This window comes from Hydrogenophaga sp. (assembly GCF_011390835.1).
Classification (GTDB): domain Bacteria; phylum Pseudomonadota; class Gammaproteobacteria; order Burkholderiales; family Burkholderiaceae_C; genus Hydrogenophaga.
Map to the genome: position 1 here is coordinate 24,520 of NZ_JAABRQ010000010.1, position 17,855 is coordinate 42,374.

Here is a 17,855-nt window from a genome sequence, read left to right on the forward strand (position 1 = left end):
TTGTTCGCCTCAGGCCAGGGTGGCCAGGCGCTTCTCCAGTTCGGCTTTGGTGCTCACCAGCGCCTCGGGCAGGTGGTGAGCCAGCTGTTCAAAATGGGTGTCATGCAGCTTGAGCTCCTCGACCCAGGCCGCCTTGTCGATGCTTGTCACGGTCTGGAACTGCTCGGCGCTGAAGTCCAGGCCGGTCCAGTTCATTTCAGCGTAGGCGGGCGCGACGCCAAACATGGTCAGCTCGCCCTGGGCATTGCCTTCGAGTCGGTCGATCATCCACTTGAGCACGCGCATGTTCTCGCCGTAGCCGGGCCAGACGAACTTGCCCTCGGCGTTCTTGCGGAACCAGTTCACGCAGAAGATCTTGGGCAGGGTATGGCCCAAGCTCTCCAGTCTCTTCTCCATGTCCAGCCAGTGCTGGAAATAGTCGCTCATGTTGTAGCCGCAGAATGGCAGCATGGCGAAAGGGTCGCGCCGTACCACGCCTTGTGCGCCGAACGCGGCGGCGGTGGTCTCGCTGCCCATGGTGGCAGCCATGTAGACGCCCTCCATCCAGGTGCGTGCCTCGGTCACCAGCGGCACGGTAGTAGAACGGCGGCCCCCGAAGATGAAGGCATCGATGGCCACGCCGGCCGGGTCGTCCCACTGGGGGTCGAGCGCGGGGTTGTTGGTGGCGGCCACGGTGAAGCGCGAATTGGGGTGCGCGGCCTTCGCGCCGGTTTCCTTGGCGATCTGCGGCGTCCAGTCTTTGCCCTGCCAGTCAATCAAGTGATCGGGTAACTGGCCGCTGTCTTTCTCCATGCCTTCCCACCACACATCGCCGTCGTCTGTCAGCGCCACGTTGGTGAAGATCACGTTCTTGTCCAGCGAGCGCATGCAGTTCGGGTTGGTGTGCATGTTCGTACCCGGGGCCACGCCGAAGTAACCCGCTTCCGGGTTGATGGCGTAGAGCTTGCCGTCCGCGTGTGGCTTGATCCAGGCGATGTCGTCACCAATGGTGGTGACCTTCCAGCCCGAAAATGCGCTCTCGGGCGGCACCAGCATGGAGAAGTTGGTCTTGCCACAAGCGCTGGGGAAAGCTGCGGCCACGTGGTATTTCCTGCCCTGCGGATTCGTCACACCCAGGATCAGCATGTGCTCGGCCAGCCAGCCCTGGTCGCGGCCCATGGTGGAAGCGATGCGCAGCGCCAAGCATTTTTTGCCCAGCAGAGCGTTGCCACCGTAGCCCGAGCCATAACTCCAGATCTCGCGCGACTCCGGGTAGTGCACGATGTACTTGACTTTCGGGTTGCAGGGCCAGCTCGTGGTGTCTTTCTCGCCAGCGCCCAGTGGTGCGCCCACCGAGTGCATGCACGGCACAAATTCGCCGTCCATGCCCAGCACGTCGAACACGGCCTTGCCCATGCGGGTCATGAGCTTCTGGTTAACCGCAACATAGGCGCTGTCGGTCAGCTCCACGCCAATGTGGGCAATGTGCGAACCCAGTGGACCCATGCTGAACGGCACCACGTACATGGTGCGACCCGCCATGCAGCCGTCAAACAGTGGCTGCAGCGTCTGACGCATTTCGGCAGGCGCCATCCAGTTGTTGGTCGGGCCGGCGTCTTCCTTCTTCTCAGAGCAGATGTAGGTGCGGTCTTCCACCCGCGCCACATCCGACGGGTCCGACCAGGCGAGGTAGCTGCCCGGGCGCTTGGCCGGGTTCAGCTGCTTGAAGGTGCCGGCCTGCACCAGCTCCTGGCACAGGCGCTGGTATTCGGCCTCGCTGCCATCGCACCAGACCACATCGGCCGGCTTGCACAACGCGACCATGTCGGCTACCCAGGCGATCAGGCGCGCATGCTTTACATAGGCGGGGGTGTTCAGGTTCAGGCCCTGCATCACGGGTGAGTTCATGAAAACGGCTCCAGGCAAAAGATCAAAGCGGTGTGCATTCAAGACACCAACAGCCGCTGTCCACGGGCTGCGTGGGCGGGCGGCTGTTGAAGGGCTCGCGTGCGAAAAGGGCGGTCGGCGCTCGGGGCTGCGGGGCGGGTAACGGATACAGCGGCTGGAGTGCCTGGCCCGGTCTGTGGACCAGGTTGGCGTTCCGCGGGTCGACTTATGGCTCCATTTTAAGAACGCCCCAAGGTGGTTACAGAGTTGTTACATGCAAAACCCGCATAACTTCATGCCCAAAACAGGGTGCCGCTGCGGTCTGTCGCCGCTTGGCCGAACAGGCAAGAAAAAAGCCGAAGGCCCCAGAGGGCGTTCGGCTTGACCGGGTCGCGGGAACGTCAGGCCATGAACACGGCGATGAAGGCCAGCAGAAAGATCAGCACCGCGCCCGCCACCGGCAACACGATGGGCATCAGGTGCACGATGGACTCGACCACGTCCTGGGGCTGGTCGGCTGGGGTTTTGTGATCAGGTTGCGACATGGAGGGCTCCGGATGAATACGCGAATAACAACAGATTGTAAGAGCAGCGAGGGTAATGGGCCTACAACAATGCGTAGGTGGTGCTGGCCCGGCAGACGCTTTTGCCCTCGTTGGCTGCCACGATGTCGATCTCCCCGAACAACAGGCTCTTGCCAGCCCGGATGACGCGGGCTGTGATCAGGGCGTCCTGGTTGGACAAGGGCTTGAGGAAACTGGTGTTGAGCTGCACCGTTGTCATGGGTCGCTGTGCGCCGAGCTGGGTCACGATGGCCAGCACCATGGCGGTGTCGGCGGCTGACATCAGCGCCTGTCCGCACACCATGCCGCCGATGCGGCTGAGTGCCGCCTGCTGAGGCAGCCGCAGGGTGACCGCGCCGACCTCGAACGACTCCACGCGCAAGTCCAGCGCCTGGACCCACGGGGCGAACCAGCCTTTCAGGGCGTCCTCCAGGGTTTGAGTGGTCACAGGGGTTGGCGGTGTTTCGTGGGCCTTCATGGCAGCGTTCCTCATGCAGCGGGCGTTCAGGGAGTCGAGGCTATCCTACCCAGACGTGCCGCAGGGGGGGATCCACCAAACCCCTGTGGTCTTGTACAAGGATCCCCGAGATGACAACCCCACCCCACCGAGTCCAAACGGCCTTGATCACGGGCGCGTCGTCGGGCATTGGCGCCGCGTTGGCAGATCAATTTGCGCGGGCGGGCTTCAACCTGGTGCTGGTCGCGCGCAGCGGCGGACGGCTGCAGACGCTGGCAGACCGCCTGACCATGTCACACGGCGTGAAGACCTGGCCGGTGGCGTCTGACCTGTCGGATGCCGATGCGCCCCAGCGGCTGGCAGCCGCCATGCGCCGCGCCCGGCGGCCCATCGATGTGTTGGTCAACTGCGCGGGCGTTTTGCACACTGGCGCTTTCAGCGGCATAGGCCTGGCTTTGCAGCGCAGCATGATCGACCTCAACATCATCGGGTTGACGGCCATGGTGGCCGAGTTCGCGCCCGCCATGGCGGCACGTGGTCAGGGTCGCATCCTCAACGTGGCCTCGATTGCCGCGTTCCAGCCCGTGCCTTCGCTGGCCGTCTACGCCGCTACCAAAGCCTATGTGCTGTCGCTCACCGAATCCTTGTCGGAGGAATTCAAGGGAACGGGCGTGAGCTTCACCGCTCTCTGCCCCGGCATCACCGCTACCCAGATGCTGAGCAGCGCCGCTGCCGAGCGAGAAGCGCTGGCTGGACTACCCGACTTTCTGATCGGGGACGCCGACGAGGTTGCGCAGCAGGGCTACGAGGCCTGCATGCGCGGCGATGTCATCTGTGTCCCGGGATGGGTGAATCAGGCGGTCACCACCGCCGGACGCGCCGCGCCCAAGTGGTTACTGCGGCGCTTCAGCGGGGCCATAGTGCGTCGCTTGAGGTAAGCCACTTCACCCAGGCCCCGCGCTTTGTCATCCAGCGGGGGCGTTCAGCGTTCAGTCTTCCTTGCGGAATTTGGACAGCCAGTGGTCCATGAGCTTGCCGGCGGCTTCGCGCCCGCCCAGGCCGAACGACAATGCGATGGCCACGGCGATCGCGCCGAGTGTGAGGCCGAAGGCGAGGTTGACGATGTCGTCGGCGATGCCCATGGCGCGCAGGCCCATGGCCAGCACCAGCGCCAGGATGGCGTAACGACCGATGCGCGCCAGGCCCTGACTCTTGGCGCCACTCGCGCGGTCGATGGCGTCATGCGCCAGGTTGGCCAGCCAGAAGCCGATGATGAGTATGGCTGAGCCCAGCAGGATGTCGCCACCAAAGCGGATGAAGCTGCTCACCAGGTCACTCACCTGTCCAAAACCGAGCTGGGCCGCGGCTTCGACGGTGGCGAACAGCATCGCAAAGAACAGGGCCACGCGCCCCACCACGATCGAGGCCGGCGTCTGCTCAAACGCATGAGCCAGGCCGACGCGTGGGGGCAGGGTATCAAAGCCGAGCGTGGCCAGCACGCTGGCAAGCAGCTTGGAGGCAAACGAGGCCACCAGCCAGGTGATGACGAGGATGAGTCCAGCCGCAATGATGTGCGGCACGCCGTCGAGCAGCATGGCCAGCATGTCGGTGGCGGGGCGGGAGATAGCTTCGATCTTCAAGGCATCGAGCGCGGCGATCAGAGAGGGCACGAACACCACCACAAACACGAGCAGACCGAGCACGCTGGAGACCTTCACGCTCGGCGCCATGCCGGCCTGGTCGCCCAGCTTGTCCACCCCGGCGGTGCGAGAGAGGTTAGTGACGAGGTTGCGCAACACGGTGGCCACGATCCAGCCCACACCACCGATCACCAGCGCAGCGACCGCGTTGGGCACCATGTCCAGCGTCTTGGCGATCATCGCGCGCAGAGGGTCGAGCAAACCATCCATTTGCAGTGCGCCCAGCACAGCCGGCACAAACAGCAGGATCACCAGCCAGAACAAGGCATTGGCCAGACCTTCACTGATGGGCGCCATGTCGGCGTGTTCGGACAGTTTTTCGTCCAGCGTGGTCTTGTCCAGCAGGCGCTGCGCGACCGCTCGCACCACGCTGGCGGCCAGCCAGGCCACCAGGGCCAGCATCAGGCCGGCGAGCAGGCGCGGTGCATATTCAAACAGCTGCGTGGTCAGGGCCGAGAAGGGGCCGGAGACCAGGGCGAGATCCAGTGAATTGAACACGGCAGCCAGGGTGAGTAGGATTACCACCCAGAAGAGGCCGAGCCCTACTGCACCCTCGATGTCGACACCCTTGCCCGTGAGCTTGCCAAACTGGTGGTTCACACCGATGAAGCCCAGGCTGCGGCGCACACCTGCGCGCACCAGCACCGCCACGATCCAGCCTAGGACAAAAATCGCGAGGGCACCAAACAGCTGCGGTATGTGGGCGCCGAGCGTGTTCTGCATGGAGTCCCATAGAGCGTTCATTTTCTTTCTCCTGTCATGTTTGGATACGCATCCATGATGGCAGACGGGGCTTGGTGGCGCAACCCATGTGCGCGCGATGGCAGCGGAAGCCGCGAGAAAATGCAAATTGCCGCGCTTAGACGGCAAATTCAAAGCAGTTGTTTTGGGTCACTGACGGCCTGTGGCTTGGGTCCCTCGTTCAGACCAGTCGCGCGTCAAAGCCGGCGGCCAGCAGCCGGTCGATTACCTGGGCCGTGTGTTCGCGCCCGCGCGCCTGCACCACCAGCTCTATTGACACGTTCTGCGCCGCCAGCAGGGTGAAGGCGCGCTGGTGGTGCACCTCGTCAATGTTGGCGCCGGCATCGGCCACGATGGCGGTGATGCGCGCCAGATTGCCCGGCACATCGCGCGCACTGACCTCGATGCGGGCCAGCCGCCCGGCGCGCACCATGCCGCGCTCAATGATGGAGGCCAGCAGCAGCGGGTCGATGTTGCCGCCGCACAGCACGAGGCCCACCCGCTTGCCAGCAAAGCGCGCCGGGTGCCGGATCAGGGCGGCCAGGCCAGCGGCGCCAGCGCCTTCCACCAGGGTCTTCTCGATTTCCAGCAGCATCACGATGGCCTGCTCGATGTCACCTTCGTCGACGAGCAGCAGGTCGTCCACTCGTTCGCGCACGATGGCCTCGGTCAGCGTACCCGGTGTGCCCACGGCGATGCCTTCGGCAATCGTGCTGCTGCCTTGCGGCAGGTGCGTGCCCTTGATGGCGTTGAACATGGCGGGGAAACGCTCGGCCTGCACGCCCACGATCTCGATGCCGGGTTTCAGCGCACGCCCCACTGTGGCCATGCCGGCCATCAGCCCGCCGCCGCCGATCGCCACCACCAGCGTGTCCAGATCGGGCTGCACGCGCAACATCTCCAGCGCCACCGTACCCTGGCCGGCGATGATGGCCTCGTCGTCATAGGGATGTACAAACACCAGGCTTTCGCTGTCGGCCAGCGCCCGGGCATGGCTGCGCGCTTCCTCCAGCGAATCGCCGTGCAGCACCACTTCGGCACCAAAGCCGCGGGTGCGCTCGACCTTCACACCGGGCGTGAAGCGCGGCATGACGATCACTGCCCGCAGGCCCAGGCGCTGCGCGTGGTAGGCCACGCCCTGGGCGTGATTGCCCGCGCTCATGGCCACCACGCCGCGCGTTCGCTCGGCTGCGCTCAGCTGCGCCAGCTTGTTGCAGGCGCCGCGCTCCTTGAAAGAGGCAGTGTATTGAAGGTTCTCGAACTTGAGGAACACGTTGCAACCCAGCAGCTGCGAGAGCGTGCGCGATTCGACGAACGGCGTGTCCAGCACCTGGCCCTTCAGGCGGTCGGCGGCGGCTTCAATGTCGGTGAGTTGCAACATGGCTGCCATTGTGGCGTGCCCGGGGTCAGCGTGTGTTTTGCACGGCCCAGTAAAAAGGCCGTACAAAGTCCTGTACCTCCCCGCTTGCATCCCTTCCATGTTGGTGCAAGCTGGGGTATGGTCCGCGTGAATACCCGGGGTGGTGGCCCCAAGGCTCGCGCGGCGAGTGCCTCAACGCCACGCCCGGTCGGTCCCGTCGGGGCACCGCGACATCGTCGTTCTGGAGATTGTTGAATGAGCAAACGCATGGTGGAGCCAATGGCTGCTTCGGTGCGCCCTGGCAGCGAGGCGCGCGAAGGGCGCGTCTTCGTGCCGCACGGGCTGCGCCAGGCGCCGGTGCTTGACCTCATGTGTTCGCACTTCGTGCTCACGCTGGCCGCGCGGCAAGGCCCGCGCTTCAATGTGCGCCGCGACCTCAACACCCTGCTTTCGCTGGCTGGCCGGCACTTGGTCTGGCCGCACACGGTGCTGGCAAGGGTGCGAGAGTTTCTTGGCCGCCGCTGCAAGGACAACGAGCTCTGGGCTGGCCACGACCGCCTGGGCACGGCCGCCTTCATGGAGCGCTACGGCGTGTGGCGCGGTCCCTACGAAGAAGGCACGCTGTTCTTTTACCTGGATGAATACGCCAAGGAATCGCCCAAGGATCTGCTTTCGGTGCTCGCCGTAACCGGTGACTGGCTGAGCCAGGCGCTCAAGAAGCAGTCCACCCTGGTGGAAAAGAACATCGACGCGTTGGCGGGCTTGTTGCAGCTCAACCGCGCCGAGCGTGCGCTGTTGCTCTACGGCACGCTGGCGCGTTACCAGCGAGATCTGCGCTCCATCCTGGTCGAGTTCAAGGTGAACAACGCCCCCGAGGCTTATGCGGCGATCGCCGATGTGGCCGGCGTCAAGGCCAGCGAAGTGGGCGAGGCGCTGCGCGTCGGCTCGCGGCTGGAGCGCATCGGCATGGTGGAGAACCTGATCTCCGAGCACAACATCACCGACCTGGCCGACCTTATGAAGGTGAGCGAGAAGCTGCCACCGGTGCTGATGCGCGAGTACCAGACGCAAAGCGAGCTCATGGCCGTGTTCACCCGGCCCGCCGCTCGCTCCACCCTGACCGAAACCGATTTCGCTTTTGTGGGCGATGACGTGCGCCTGCTCTGCGGCCTGCTGCGCGAAGCGGTGGCGCGCAAGGAGCCGGGCGTGAACGTGCTGGTCTACGGTCCGCCGGGCACCGGCAAGACCGAACTGGCGCGCGTGGTCGCGCAGGCGGCAGGGCTGGAGCTGTTCGAAGTGGAGTACGCGGACCGCGATGGCAATGCGCTCAGTGGGCGCGACCGCTACCGCTCGCTGCAAATCGCGCAGGTGTTCCTGAAAGGCACCGCGAACTCGGCTTTGTTGTTTGACGAGGTGGAGGACGTGTTTCCGCCCATTTCCAGCGAGGCGGCCCAGCTCATGGCGCGCGCTGAGCATGTGGCCGCGCCGCACACGGGCAGCGTCAGCGGCAAGGCCTGGGTGAACCAGATTCTGGAATCCAATGCCGTGCCTACGCTGTGGGTCACCAACCGCATCGAGCAGATCGACCCTGCGTTCCGTCGCCGCTTCGCTTACCACCTCGAACTCAAGAGCCCGCCGCCCGGCGCACGCGAGCAGCTGGTGCGCAAGACGCTGGAAGACGTGGCGGTGTCCGAAACCCTAGTGGCCCGCCTGACCGAGCGCAAGGGTTTGACCCCGGCGCAGATCCGCACCGCGGTGCGCTTCGCCCAGCTCGCTGCCGGGCCGGCCAAATCCACCGCGCGGCGTAGCCGCAAGGCCGCACCGTTGCTCGACGACCTCATCGAGCGCCAGCTCAAGCACGCCGACCTGGCCCTGGGCCGTGCGCCCGATGTGGTCCAGCGCCCCAGCGTCACGCAATACAGCCTGGCCATGCTCAATGTGGAGACGCGCTACGAGGTGCCGCGCATCATCACTGCGCTCAAGGCGCGTGGGCACGGCTGCCTGTGTTTCCATGGCGCCCCTGGCACCGGCAAGACCGCGCTGGCCGAGCACCTGGCGCAGCAGCTGGAGCGCCCGCTCATGATCCGCCGCGCGAGCGACCTGGTGAGCAAGTTCGTGGGCGAAACCGAGCAGCAGATGGCCGCCATGTTCCGCGAGGCCGAGGCCGAAAAAGCCGTGCTGCTGCTGGATGAGGCCGACAGCTTCTTGCAAGATCGCCGTGGCGCGCAGCGCACCTACGAAGTGACCGAGGTCAACGAGATGCTGCAGGGCATGGAGCGCTACGCCGGCATCTTCATCTGTACCACCAACCTGATGGACAGCATTGACCAGGCCGCGCTTCGGCGCTTCACCTTCAAGATTCGCTTCCGGCCGCTCACCACCGAGCAGCGCGAAACCATGTTTGTTGTGGAAGCCCTCGGTGGCGAAACCAGTCGCCTGAACCCCGAGCTGGCCCAGCGTCTGACCCGGCTCGACCAGCTCTGCCCGGGCGACTTCGCCGCCGTCAAGCGCCAGGTCGATATCCTCGGCGAAACCCTGGAGCCGAGCGAATTCCTTGCCCAGCTAGAAGCGGAACACCGCATCAAGCCCGAAGTGCGCGAAAGCCGACGAATCGGCTTTCAGTAGTATCCCCCTGCGCCACAGGCGCGGCGCGCGGGGAGCTAGTGCAGCAGCGCCATCGGCCCTGACGGCAGTTCTTCGGCGTCGTAGTCTGGGTGGTGGGCTACGAAAAACTGCATCTTCTGGTCGAGCCGTCCCACGCGCTCGCGGGCGATTTGCTCGCAGTGGTGCTTGGAGATCAGGTTGTGCAGCTTGCCACGCAGAAACCACAGGTCTTTCGGCGTTTCGCAGCCGATCAGTGCGGCTCGGAGGCGGGTGCGTAGCGGGTCCTGGATGTCGGACATGGCGTCTTCGAACTCGTCCACCAGAAAATCCATCTCGAGCACCTGCGTGTCATGGTAGTTGTCGTTCTTGGCTTTGTTGAACCAGGGCAGCTTGAAGAACATGGTGGGGACTCCGGATGTGTTCACAGGGCTCGCGGGCAAGGTATTCGCCAGCTTCACCTCCGCTTCGGCTCACTCCGTCAGCCCTTAAGTAGGAATCCGGGAAAAAATGCACGCGCCCCGACGGACGGTCATTCAGAAATCACGCCATCAGACGATGGTACTCACGCAAGCGCGCCGAAGCGCGGTCACCAATCACCCAAAAGCACTCACCACCCGCAGCACCTCGGCGCCGTAGGCTTCGCGCTTTTTCTGGCCGATGCCGGTGATGCCATCCAGATCGGCCATCGTGCGCGGCCGTCGAACGGCCAGTTCGCGCAGCGTGGCGTCGTGAAAGATCACGAAAGCGGGCAGGTTGTGTTCCTGCGCCACCTTGGCGCGCCAGGCCTTGAGCGCGTCCAGGCACTCGCGCTCGGCCAGGCTCAGCGGCTTGCCGTCGGGCGCCACGTCTTTCTTTGAACTGCTGCGGCCACTTCGCACTCGGGTGGGCTTCTCGCTCGCCTGCTTCACCCACACCTGCCCGGCGCCTTTGAGGATGTCGCGAGCGCCCTCGGCCAGGTGCAGAGTGTTGAAATGCTCGGCGTCGACCTGCACCGCTTCACGGGCGATCAGCTGTCGCAGCAGCGCGCGCCACTGCGTTTCCGACCAGTCGGTGCCGATGCCGAACGTGGACAGCTTGTCGTGCCCGTGCTGCGCCATCTTCTCGGTCTGCTTGCCGCGCAGGATGTCCATGATGTGGCCAGCGCCAAACGCGGTGCCGCTGGCCTGCTGCACGCGGTAGATGCAGGAGAGGATCTTGCGCGCGGCCTCGGTGGCATCGATCAGCTCGGGCGGCTTGATGCAGTTGTCGCAATTACCGCAGGGCTCGCCCGTTTCGCCGAAGTAGCCGAGCAGGCGCACGCGCCGGCAGTCGCTGGCTTCGGCCAGGGTCAAGAGTGCGTCAAGCTTGCCGCGCAACACCTGCTTGAACTCGTCGGCCGCCGGGCTCTCATCGATCATGCGGCGCTGGTTCACCACGTCTTGCAGGCCGTAAACCATCCAGGCATTGGCGGGTTCGCCGTCGCGACCAGCGCGGCCAGTCTCCTGGTAATAGCCCTCGATGTTCTTGGGCATGTCCAGGTGGGCGACGAAACGCACGTCGGGCTTGTCGATGCCCATGCCGAAGGCGATAGTCGCCACCATGATCAAGCCCTCTTCGCGCAGAAAGCGGTCCTGATGGTTCTGCCGCGTCGCGGCTTCCAGCCCGGCATGGTACGGCAGGGCGTTAAATCCGGCATCGCGCAGCAAGCCGGCTACTTCTTCCACACGCTTGCGCGACTGGCAGTAGACGATGCCGGCATCGTGCTCCTGGGCGCTGCTGTGTTCATCGCGGATAAAGCGCAGCAGCTGTTGCGTGCTGTCCTTTTTCTCGACGATGGTGTAGCGGATGTTGGGCCGGTCGAAGCTGCTGATGAAGGTGCGCGCGTCTTGCAGCTGCAGCCGCTCGACGATGTCGGCGCGGGTCAGATCGTCGGCCGTGGCGGTGAGCGCCACGCGCGGCACGCTGGCAAAGCGCTCGTGCAACACCACAAGGCCGCGGTACTCGGGCCGGAAGTCGTGGCCCCACTGGCTCACGCAGTGCGCCTCGTCGATGGCGAACAGGCTGAGCTGGCCGCGCTCGTGCAGCGAGTCGAGCAGGGCCAGGAAACGCGGCGTGGTCAGGCGCTCGGGCGCGGCGTACAGCAGCGTGATCTCGCCGCGCAGCATCTCTTTCTCCACGCGCTGCGCGTCCTCGCTGCTCAGGCTGGAATTGAGAAAGGCCGCGGCCACGCCGGCTTCGAGCAGCGCGCCCACCTGGTCGTGCATGAGCGCGATCAGCGGCGACACCACCACGGTGAGGCCTTGACCGGCGCGGGCGCGAACGATGGCCGGTACCTGGTAGCACAGCGATTTGCCGCCGCCCGTGGGCATGAGCACCAGCGCGTCGCCACCTTCGCTCACATGCGTGATGATCTGTGCCTGCGGGCCCCGGAACGCGTCGTAGCCAAACACCTCCTGCAGCACGCCGGCGCAGGTTTCCAGCGTTTCGCCAGCGGGCGCGATGTCGATCAGGCCCATACCGACCTGCTCACATCTGTTCCCAGGGCAGGTTGTCGTGACGCCAGCCGTTGATGGACGAGCGCTTGAAAGTCTCGTTGAGATCGCCCTCGAAGCCGTGCACCACGTGCGCCACCTCGGAAAAGCCGGCGGCTTCCAGCGCCAGACCAGCGTCCAGCGTGCGCTTGCCGCTGCGGCAGATCAGCAGCACTGGGCGGTCTTTGCTCCCCGCCTCGGCGGCCACGGCCGCCGCAAAGCGCGCGGGGTCGGGCGTGAGGTCGGGGTATTCGTACCACGGGATGTTCTCCACGCCGGGCGGGCGCCCCACGTAAAGTGACTCGATTTCCATGCGCACGTCGACAAACAGTGGCCCCTCCAGCCCAGCGGCTTCGCGCCTGGCCTGCTCGGCCTGCAGCCAGGTCCAGGCTTCCTTGGGAAAGAGGTGTTTCATGGCCGCTATTGTCGGGCATCGATAGGTCTTGTCCTCTACGCGGCGCGTCTGACAGCAGGTAGGCTGTGCGGCTTGAGCCACGCGCCGCGCCGCGCCTTACCTTCCGACCCAGCCCACCCCACATGACCGCGAACCCCACCGCTTCCCCTTTCCCCCACCTGCTGGCCCCGCTGGACCTGGGCTTCACCAAGCTTAAAAACCGCGTGCTCATGGGCTCGATGCACACAGGCCTGGAAGAAGGGCGCGACCTGTCCAAACTGGCGGCGTATTTCCGAGAGCGCGCCGAGGGCGGCGTGGGCCTGATGGTCACCGGCGGCTTTTCGCCCAACATCGCTGGCTGGACCAAGCCGTTCGCCGGCACGCTCAGCACCTCGGGCGCAGCGAAGCGCCACCGCGTGGTGACCGAGACGGTGCACCAGGCTGGCGGCAAGATCGCGCTGCAGATCCTGCACACCGGGCGTTACGGTTACCACCCGCTGGCGGTCGCGCCCTCGCGACTGAAGTCGCCCATCTCGCCATTCACTCCGTTTGCGCTCACCGCGCGCGGCGTCGAGCGGCAGATCCGCGCCTTCGTGAACTGCGCAGCCAAGGCGCGCGAAGCGGGCTACGACGGCGTGGAAATCATGGGCTCCGAGGGCTACTTCATCAACCAGTTCCTGAGCCTGGCCACCAACTTGCGCAGCGACGAATGGGGCGGCGACTACAGCAACCGCATGCGCCTGCCGCTGGAGATCGTGGCACGCACGCGCGAGGCCGTAGGCCGCGACTTCATCATCATTTACCGCCTGTCCATGATCGACCTGGTGCCCGGTGGCAGCAGCTGGGACGAGGTGGTGCAACTCGGCAAGGCAGTGGCTCGAGGTGGCGCGAGCATCATCAACACCGGCATCGGCTGGCATGAGGCGCGCATTCCGACCATCGCGACCAGCGTGCCGCGCGCCGCGTTCGCCTGGGTCACGCAGAAGATGAAGGCCGAGTTCGCCGCCGCAGGCATCACCACGCCGCTGATTGCCAGCAACCGCATCAACACGCCTGAGGTGGCCGAGCAGCTGCTCGCCGACGGTGCGGCCGACATGGTGTCCATGGCGCGCCCGCTGCTGGCCGATGCGGATTTCGTGAACAAGGCTGCCCAAGGCCAGAGCGACCTCATCAACACCTGCATCGCCTGCAACCAGGCCTGCCTGGACCATGTGTTCCAGAACAAGACCGCCAGCTGCCTGGTGAACCCGCGCGCCTGCCGAGAAACCGAGCTGGTGTTTCGCCCCACGCTCAAGGCCAAGCGCATCGCCGTGGTCGGCGCTGGCCCGGCTGGCCTCACCGCTGCCACGTTGCTGGCCGAGCGCGGCCATGTGGTGCAGCTCTTTGACGCTGCGAGCGACATCGGCGGCCAGCTCAACATGGCCAAGCAGGTGCCTGGCAAGGAGGAGTTTCACGAGATGCTGCGCTACTTCGGTCGCCGCGTGGAAACCACCGGCGTCGAACTGCACCTGGGCCGGCGCGTGGCGGTCAGCGATCTGGCGGACTTTGACGAAGTCATTGTCGCCACCGGCGTCACGCCGCGCGACCCCCGGATTCCCGGCCAGGACCACCCCAAGGTGTTGAGCTACATCGAGGTGCTGCGCGAGCACAAGCCGGTGGGCGAGCGCGTGGCCATCGTGGGCGCTGGGGGCATCGGCTTCGACGTGGCCGAGTACCTTGTGCACAGCGGCACTTCCACCACGCTCGACCTGCCCGCCTGGCAGGCCGAGTGGGGCGTGGCCGATCCGGCGCTGGCCGCTGGCGGCCTGGCCACTACCAAGCCCGCGGTGTCCGCACCGGCGCGCCAGGTCACGCTGTTGCAGCGCAAGGCCGGCAAGCTCGGCGCCGGCCTCGGCAAGACCACTGGCTGGATCCACCGCACCGCGCTCAAACACAAGCAGGTGGAGATGATCGGCGGCGTCAACTACGAGCGCATTGCCGACCAAGGCCTGCTCGTGTCCCACGGCGAGAAACGCGAAGACCCGACCTGGATTCCTTGCGACACCGTGGTGCTCTGCGCCGGTCAGCTGCCGCATCGCCCGCTGGCCGATCAACTGCAGGCTCTCGGCAAGTCAACGCATGTGATCGGCGGCGCGCTGGAAGCCGGAGAGCTCGACGCCAAACGCGCCATCGACCAGGCTGCGCGGCTGGCGGCGCAGCTGTAGTTCTGAGGCTTGATGGCGCCTGGTCACTGGCACGACGGGGTGAGACCCGGCCCGTCGTGCTACCAGGCGAACCGCAGCGCGTGCTCGGTCGTGTACTCGCTCAGGTACTCCGACTGCCGCTCACCCGGTATCACATCGGCGGGCAGGCGCACATACATTTCGGCCATCACGGTCTCTGACGTGGCCGTGTCGGTGCGCTCCAGCTCGATCGCAATGCGCGAGTAGCCGCCCGGCTCGCCGATGCGCTCCAGCCGGTCCATGTTGGCCATCGCAGCAGGATCGGCCCGGTACAGCTCGCCCACCACCTGATGGCCAGTCCCGGGATCGTGGATCACGCAGGGCACATGGCCGTCGCCCATCAGATAAAACGGCAGGCGTTCTCTCGTGCGGTAGCTGCCCGGCATGCGCTCGCCGGTGTTGATGTGCTGGTTGCAGAAACCCTGCTTGAGCGAACCGTAAGTGAACAAAAGCGTCATGGTGAAGGCGGTGCGCAGGGCGCGATCAATAGGTGCCCATGAAGTCGCGCTTGCCGATGGCCAAGCCGTTGTGGCGCAGGATGGCGTAGGCGGTGGTCACGTGAAAGAAGAACTGAGGCAAGCCATAGTTGGCCAGGTAGGTCTGCCCGCTCAGCTTCTTCTCTTTCGGCGTGCCCGGGCGCAAGACGATCTCGCTGCTTTCCTTGCCTTCAAACTGGTCGGCGTTCACGCTGTCCAGAAAAGCCAGTGTCTGCGTCAGCAGCGCATCCAGATCGGCAAAGGTTTTTTCGCTGCCCTCAAAGGTGGGCACATCGACGCTAGCCAGGCGCGCCGCAATACCGCGCGAAAAATCGGCCGCAATCTGCACCTGTTTGATCAGTGGAAACATGTCGGGAAACAGCCGTGCCTGCAACAAGGCATCGGGCTCGATCGATTTGGCGGTTGCGTGTTCGCTCGCCTGCGCCAGCATGGTTTTCAGGGCCGTCAGCATTTGCTTGAGGACGGGAACGGAGTGGGTGTACATCGCGGGGGTCATGGGGTTTCCGGGTAGGGGGGAGAAAAAAGTGCGTTTGCGGATGCGAGCCAGGCAGCGCTTGTCACGAATGTAGCCCGAATGCCCTGTGGGCCAGGTCAGAGGTTCGGCGCGGCGCCGGGCCAGTCTTTCTACAATCCCTCCATGACCGCCTCTCAACTTCAATTTACCCGCGCCCAGGCGCTGCCCGGCATCCTCGCGAAGCGCATCGCTGTGCTCGACGGCGCCATGGGCACCATGATCCAGCGCTTCAAGCTTGACGAAGCCGGTTACCGCGGCGAGCGGTTCAAGGACTTTCACCGGGACGTGAAAGGCAACAACGAGCTGCTGAGCCTGACCCGGCCCGACGTGATCCGTGACATCCACGAAAGTTACCTGGCCGCTGGCGCCGACCTGATCGAGACCAACACCTTCGGCGCGACCACCATCGCGCAGGAGGACTACGACATGGCCAGCCTGGCGCGAGAGATGAACCTGGCCTCCGCCCGCATCGCCCGCGAAGCGTGCGACAAATATTCAACGCCCGACAAACCCCGTTTCGTCTGCGGTGCCTTGGGCCCCACGCCCAAGACCGCGAGCATCAGCCCGGACGTGAACGACGCCGGCGCTCGCAACGTCACCTTTGAGCAGCTGCGCGCCGCGTATTACGAGCAGGTGGAAGCGCTGGTGGAAGGGGGTGCGGACGTGTTGCTGGTCGAAACCATCTTCGACACGCTCAACGCCAAGGCCGCGTTGTTTGCGATCGACGAGTTCTTTGAGACCAGCGGCGAGCGCCTGCCGGTAATCATCAGTGGCACCGTGACCGACGCCTCGGGCCGCATCCTGAGCGGTCAGACGGTGAGCGCCTTCTGGGCCAGCGTGCGCCACATGCAGCCGCTGGCGGTGGGCCTGAACTGTGCGCTGGGAGCCACGCTGATGCGGCCCTACATCCAGGAACTGGCCAAGGTGGCGAGCGACACCTTCATCAGCTGCTATCCGAACGCCGGCCTGCCCAACCCCATGAGCGACACCGGCTTTGATGAAACGCCAGATGTCACCAGCCGCCTGCTGCGCGAGTTCGCGGCCGAAGGCCTGGTGAACATCGTCGGGGGTTGTTGTGGCACCACACCGCAACACATTGCCGCCATTCATGACAGCGTGGCTCCACAGGCGCCGCGCCCGGTGAAACGCGAGCTGTTTTACAGGGAAGCGGCTTGATATTGGAGACGCCGGCAGCGCAACAACGGAAACGCTGAGGGTCTACCTTCCGGTTTTTGCTGAAGGTGGATCAGCTTGTCCCGGCCTCGCGCCGGCTGTGAAAATCTAGTTTTCCCTACAAGGGGAGTAGCCATCCAGATTCGATGCCGGCCCTGCCGCGCGAAGGGTCGGGAGGGGTTTTCGTCAGTACGCCGCGTGATCACGCGGCCGGAAACTCCGGGCCGGGCGCCATGCCCGGTTTCAGCAAGACCTTGCAGGTGTGACCGCCAACACCCAACCCAGGTCTCTTGCCTCATGGAAACCATCGCGCCTCTCTGGCTGTGGATCGTCTTTGTCACCTTCGTCATCGTGGCGCTGTTCGTGGACTTCGTCGTGCTCAAGAAGCAGGGCGCGCACGAAGTCAGCGTGCGGGAGGCGGTGAACTGGTCGCTGGCCTGGGTGGGCCTGAGCTTCGTGTTCAACGTGCTGTTCTGGTTCGCCATCCGCGACACCACCGGGTCCACGGCGATCGCCAACGAAAAATCGCTGGAGTTCCTGACCGGCTACCTGATCGAGAAGAGCCTGGCTGTAGACAACATCTTTGTCTTTCTGCTCATCTTCACCTACTTCTCGGTGCCGCCAGCGTTCCAGAAACGGGTGCTGATGATCGGCATCATCGGCGCCATCGTGCTGCGCACCATCATGATCTTGCTGGGTGCCTGGCTGCTCGACCAGTTCCACTGGATCCTGTACGTGTTCGGGGCTTTCCTCATCCTCACCGGCGTCAAGATGTGGTGGGCAGCAGGCAAGGAAGAAAGCCTGGAAGACAACCCGGCGCTCAGGCTCTTGCGCAGAATCCTCCCGGTGAGCCAGCACTACGATGGCGAAAAATTCTGGACTGTGGAGAACGGCAAGAAGATCGCCACGCCCTTGCTGATGGTGGTCGCCCTGGTCGGCATGACCGACGTGATTTTTGCCGTGGACTCCATTCCGGCCATCTTCGCGATCACCAAAGACCCTTTTATCGTGCTCACTAGCAACGTGTTCGCCATCCTCGGTTTGCGCGCTATGTTCTTCCTGCTGCAGGCCGCCGCCAGCCGTTTCCACCTGTTGAACTATGGTCTGGCGATCATCCTGGTCTTCATCGGCAGCAAGATGATGCTGATCGACATTTACAAGATTCCGGTGGCGGTGTCGCTGGGCGTGGTGCTGTCCATCCTGGCCATCACCATGGTCTGGAGCAGCAAGACCGCGCCCAACACCTGACGGTGG

At 64.7% G+C, this 17,855-nt stretch carries 15 protein-coding genes; 5 read left to right on the forward strand and 10 right to left on the reverse strand.

All coding sequences use genetic code 11. The features are described from left to right. Positions 1-9 precede the first annotated feature (9 nt). From GPT34_RS07745 to GPT34_RS07755, 3 genes are all read right to left on the reverse strand, one after another. Positions 10-1,887 carry a phosphoenolpyruvate carboxykinase (GTP) gene (locus GPT34_RS07745; protein WP_291010755.1) on the reverse strand — a complete coding sequence of 626 codons (1,878 nt, stop codon included), beginning with the start codon at positions 1,885-1,887 and terminating at the stop codon, positions 10-12. A gap of 380 nt (positions 1,888-2,267) precedes the next feature. Then, positions 2,268-2,411, reverse strand: coding sequence for a hypothetical protein (locus GPT34_RS07750; protein WP_291010756.1), 144 nt, complete (start codon positions 2,409-2,411; stop codon positions 2,268-2,270). 61 nt (positions 2,412-2,472) lie between these two features. After that, complete coding sequence (locus tag GPT34_RS07755; protein WP_291010757.1) at positions 2,473-2,907, reverse strand: PaaI family thioesterase; 435 nt, start codon at positions 2,905-2,907, stop codon at positions 2,473-2,475. Positions 2,908-3,017: 110 nt separating this feature from the next. On the opposite strand from GPT34_RS07755, the gene GPT34_RS07760 reads away from it, so the two are divergent. Next, positions 3,018-3,824, forward strand: coding sequence for an SDR family oxidoreductase (locus GPT34_RS07760; protein WP_291010758.1), 807 nt, complete (start codon positions 3,018-3,020; stop codon positions 3,822-3,824). Between the two features lie 51 nt (positions 3,825-3,875). Here the strand turns inward: GPT34_RS07760 and GPT34_RS07765 are convergent, their stop codons facing one another. Then, positions 3,876-5,330, reverse strand: coding sequence for a mechanosensitive ion channel (locus GPT34_RS07765; protein WP_291010759.1), 1,455 nt, complete (start codon positions 5,328-5,330; stop codon positions 3,876-3,878). A gap of 178 nt (positions 5,331-5,508) precedes the next feature. Continuing rightward, positions 5,509-6,708, reverse strand: coding sequence for a threonine ammonia-lyase (locus tag GPT34_RS07770; RefSeq protein ID WP_291010761.1), 1,200 nt, complete (start codon positions 6,706-6,708; stop codon positions 5,509-5,511). 234 nt (positions 6,709-6,942) lie between these two features. On the opposite strand from GPT34_RS07770, the gene GPT34_RS07775 reads away from it, so the two are divergent. Continuing rightward, entirely contained in the window at positions 6,943-9,312 is a 2,370-nt protein-coding gene (locus tag GPT34_RS07775) for an ATP-binding protein (protein WP_291010763.1), read from the forward strand. A gap of 35 nt (positions 9,313-9,347) precedes the next feature. Here the strand turns inward: GPT34_RS07775 and GPT34_RS07780 are convergent, their stop codons facing one another. From GPT34_RS07780 to GPT34_RS07790, 3 genes are all read right to left on the reverse strand, one after another. Further along, the gene (locus GPT34_RS07780; protein ID WP_291010765.1) at positions 9,348-9,692 is read right to left on the reverse strand and encodes a hypothetical protein; all 345 of its coding nucleotides are present in this window, start codon (positions 9,690-9,692) and stop codon (positions 9,348-9,350) included. A 192-nt stretch (positions 9,693-9,884) separates the two neighbouring features. Next, on the reverse strand, positions 9,885-11,786 hold the full coding sequence (recQ, locus tag GPT34_RS07785; RefSeq protein WP_291010767.1) for a DNA helicase RecQ: 1,902 nt from the start codon (positions 11,784-11,786) through the stop codon (positions 9,885-9,887). 10 nt (positions 11,787-11,796) lie between these two features. Then, positions 11,797-12,216: a rhodanese-like domain-containing protein gene (locus GPT34_RS07790; protein ID WP_291010768.1), complete on the reverse strand. Its 420-nt coding sequence runs from the start codon at positions 12,214-12,216 to the stop codon at positions 11,797-11,799. 122 nt (positions 12,217-12,338) lie between these two features. Here GPT34_RS07790 and GPT34_RS07795 point away from each other — a divergent pair, with 122 nt between their 5' ends. Further along, on the forward strand, positions 12,339-14,399 hold the full coding sequence (locus GPT34_RS07795; RefSeq protein WP_291010769.1) for an NADPH-dependent 2,4-dienoyl-CoA reductase: 2,061 nt from the start codon (positions 12,339-12,341) through the stop codon (positions 14,397-14,399). A gap of 59 nt (positions 14,400-14,458) precedes the next feature. Here the strand turns inward: GPT34_RS07795 and GPT34_RS07800 are convergent, their stop codons facing one another. Together GPT34_RS07800 and GPT34_RS07805 are read right to left on the reverse strand one after the other, a co-directional pair. After that, a complete protein-coding gene (locus tag GPT34_RS07800) occupies positions 14,459-14,875 on the reverse strand; it encodes a gamma-glutamylcyclotransferase family protein (RefSeq protein ID WP_291010771.1) in 417 nt (138 codons plus the stop codon). A gap of 25 nt (positions 14,876-14,900) precedes the next feature. After that, the gene (locus GPT34_RS07805; RefSeq protein ID WP_291010773.1) at positions 14,901-15,410 is read right to left on the reverse strand and encodes a DUF1993 domain-containing protein; all 510 of its coding nucleotides are present in this window, start codon (positions 15,408-15,410) and stop codon (positions 14,901-14,903) included. 141 nt (positions 15,411-15,551) lie between these two features. Here GPT34_RS07805 and GPT34_RS07810 point away from each other — a divergent pair, with 141 nt between their 5' ends. Together GPT34_RS07810 and GPT34_RS07815 are read left to right on the forward strand one after the other, a co-directional pair. Further along, positions 15,552-16,604 carry a homocysteine S-methyltransferase family protein gene (locus tag GPT34_RS07810; RefSeq protein WP_291010774.1) on the forward strand — a complete coding sequence of 351 codons (1,053 nt, stop codon included), beginning with the start codon at positions 15,552-15,554 and terminating at the stop codon, positions 16,602-16,604. Positions 16,605-16,898: 294 nt separating this feature from the next. After that, positions 16,899-17,849, forward strand: coding sequence for a TerC family protein (locus GPT34_RS07815; RefSeq protein ID WP_291010775.1), 951 nt, complete (start codon positions 16,899-16,901; stop codon positions 17,847-17,849). Positions 17,850-17,855: the final 6 nt, after the last annotated feature.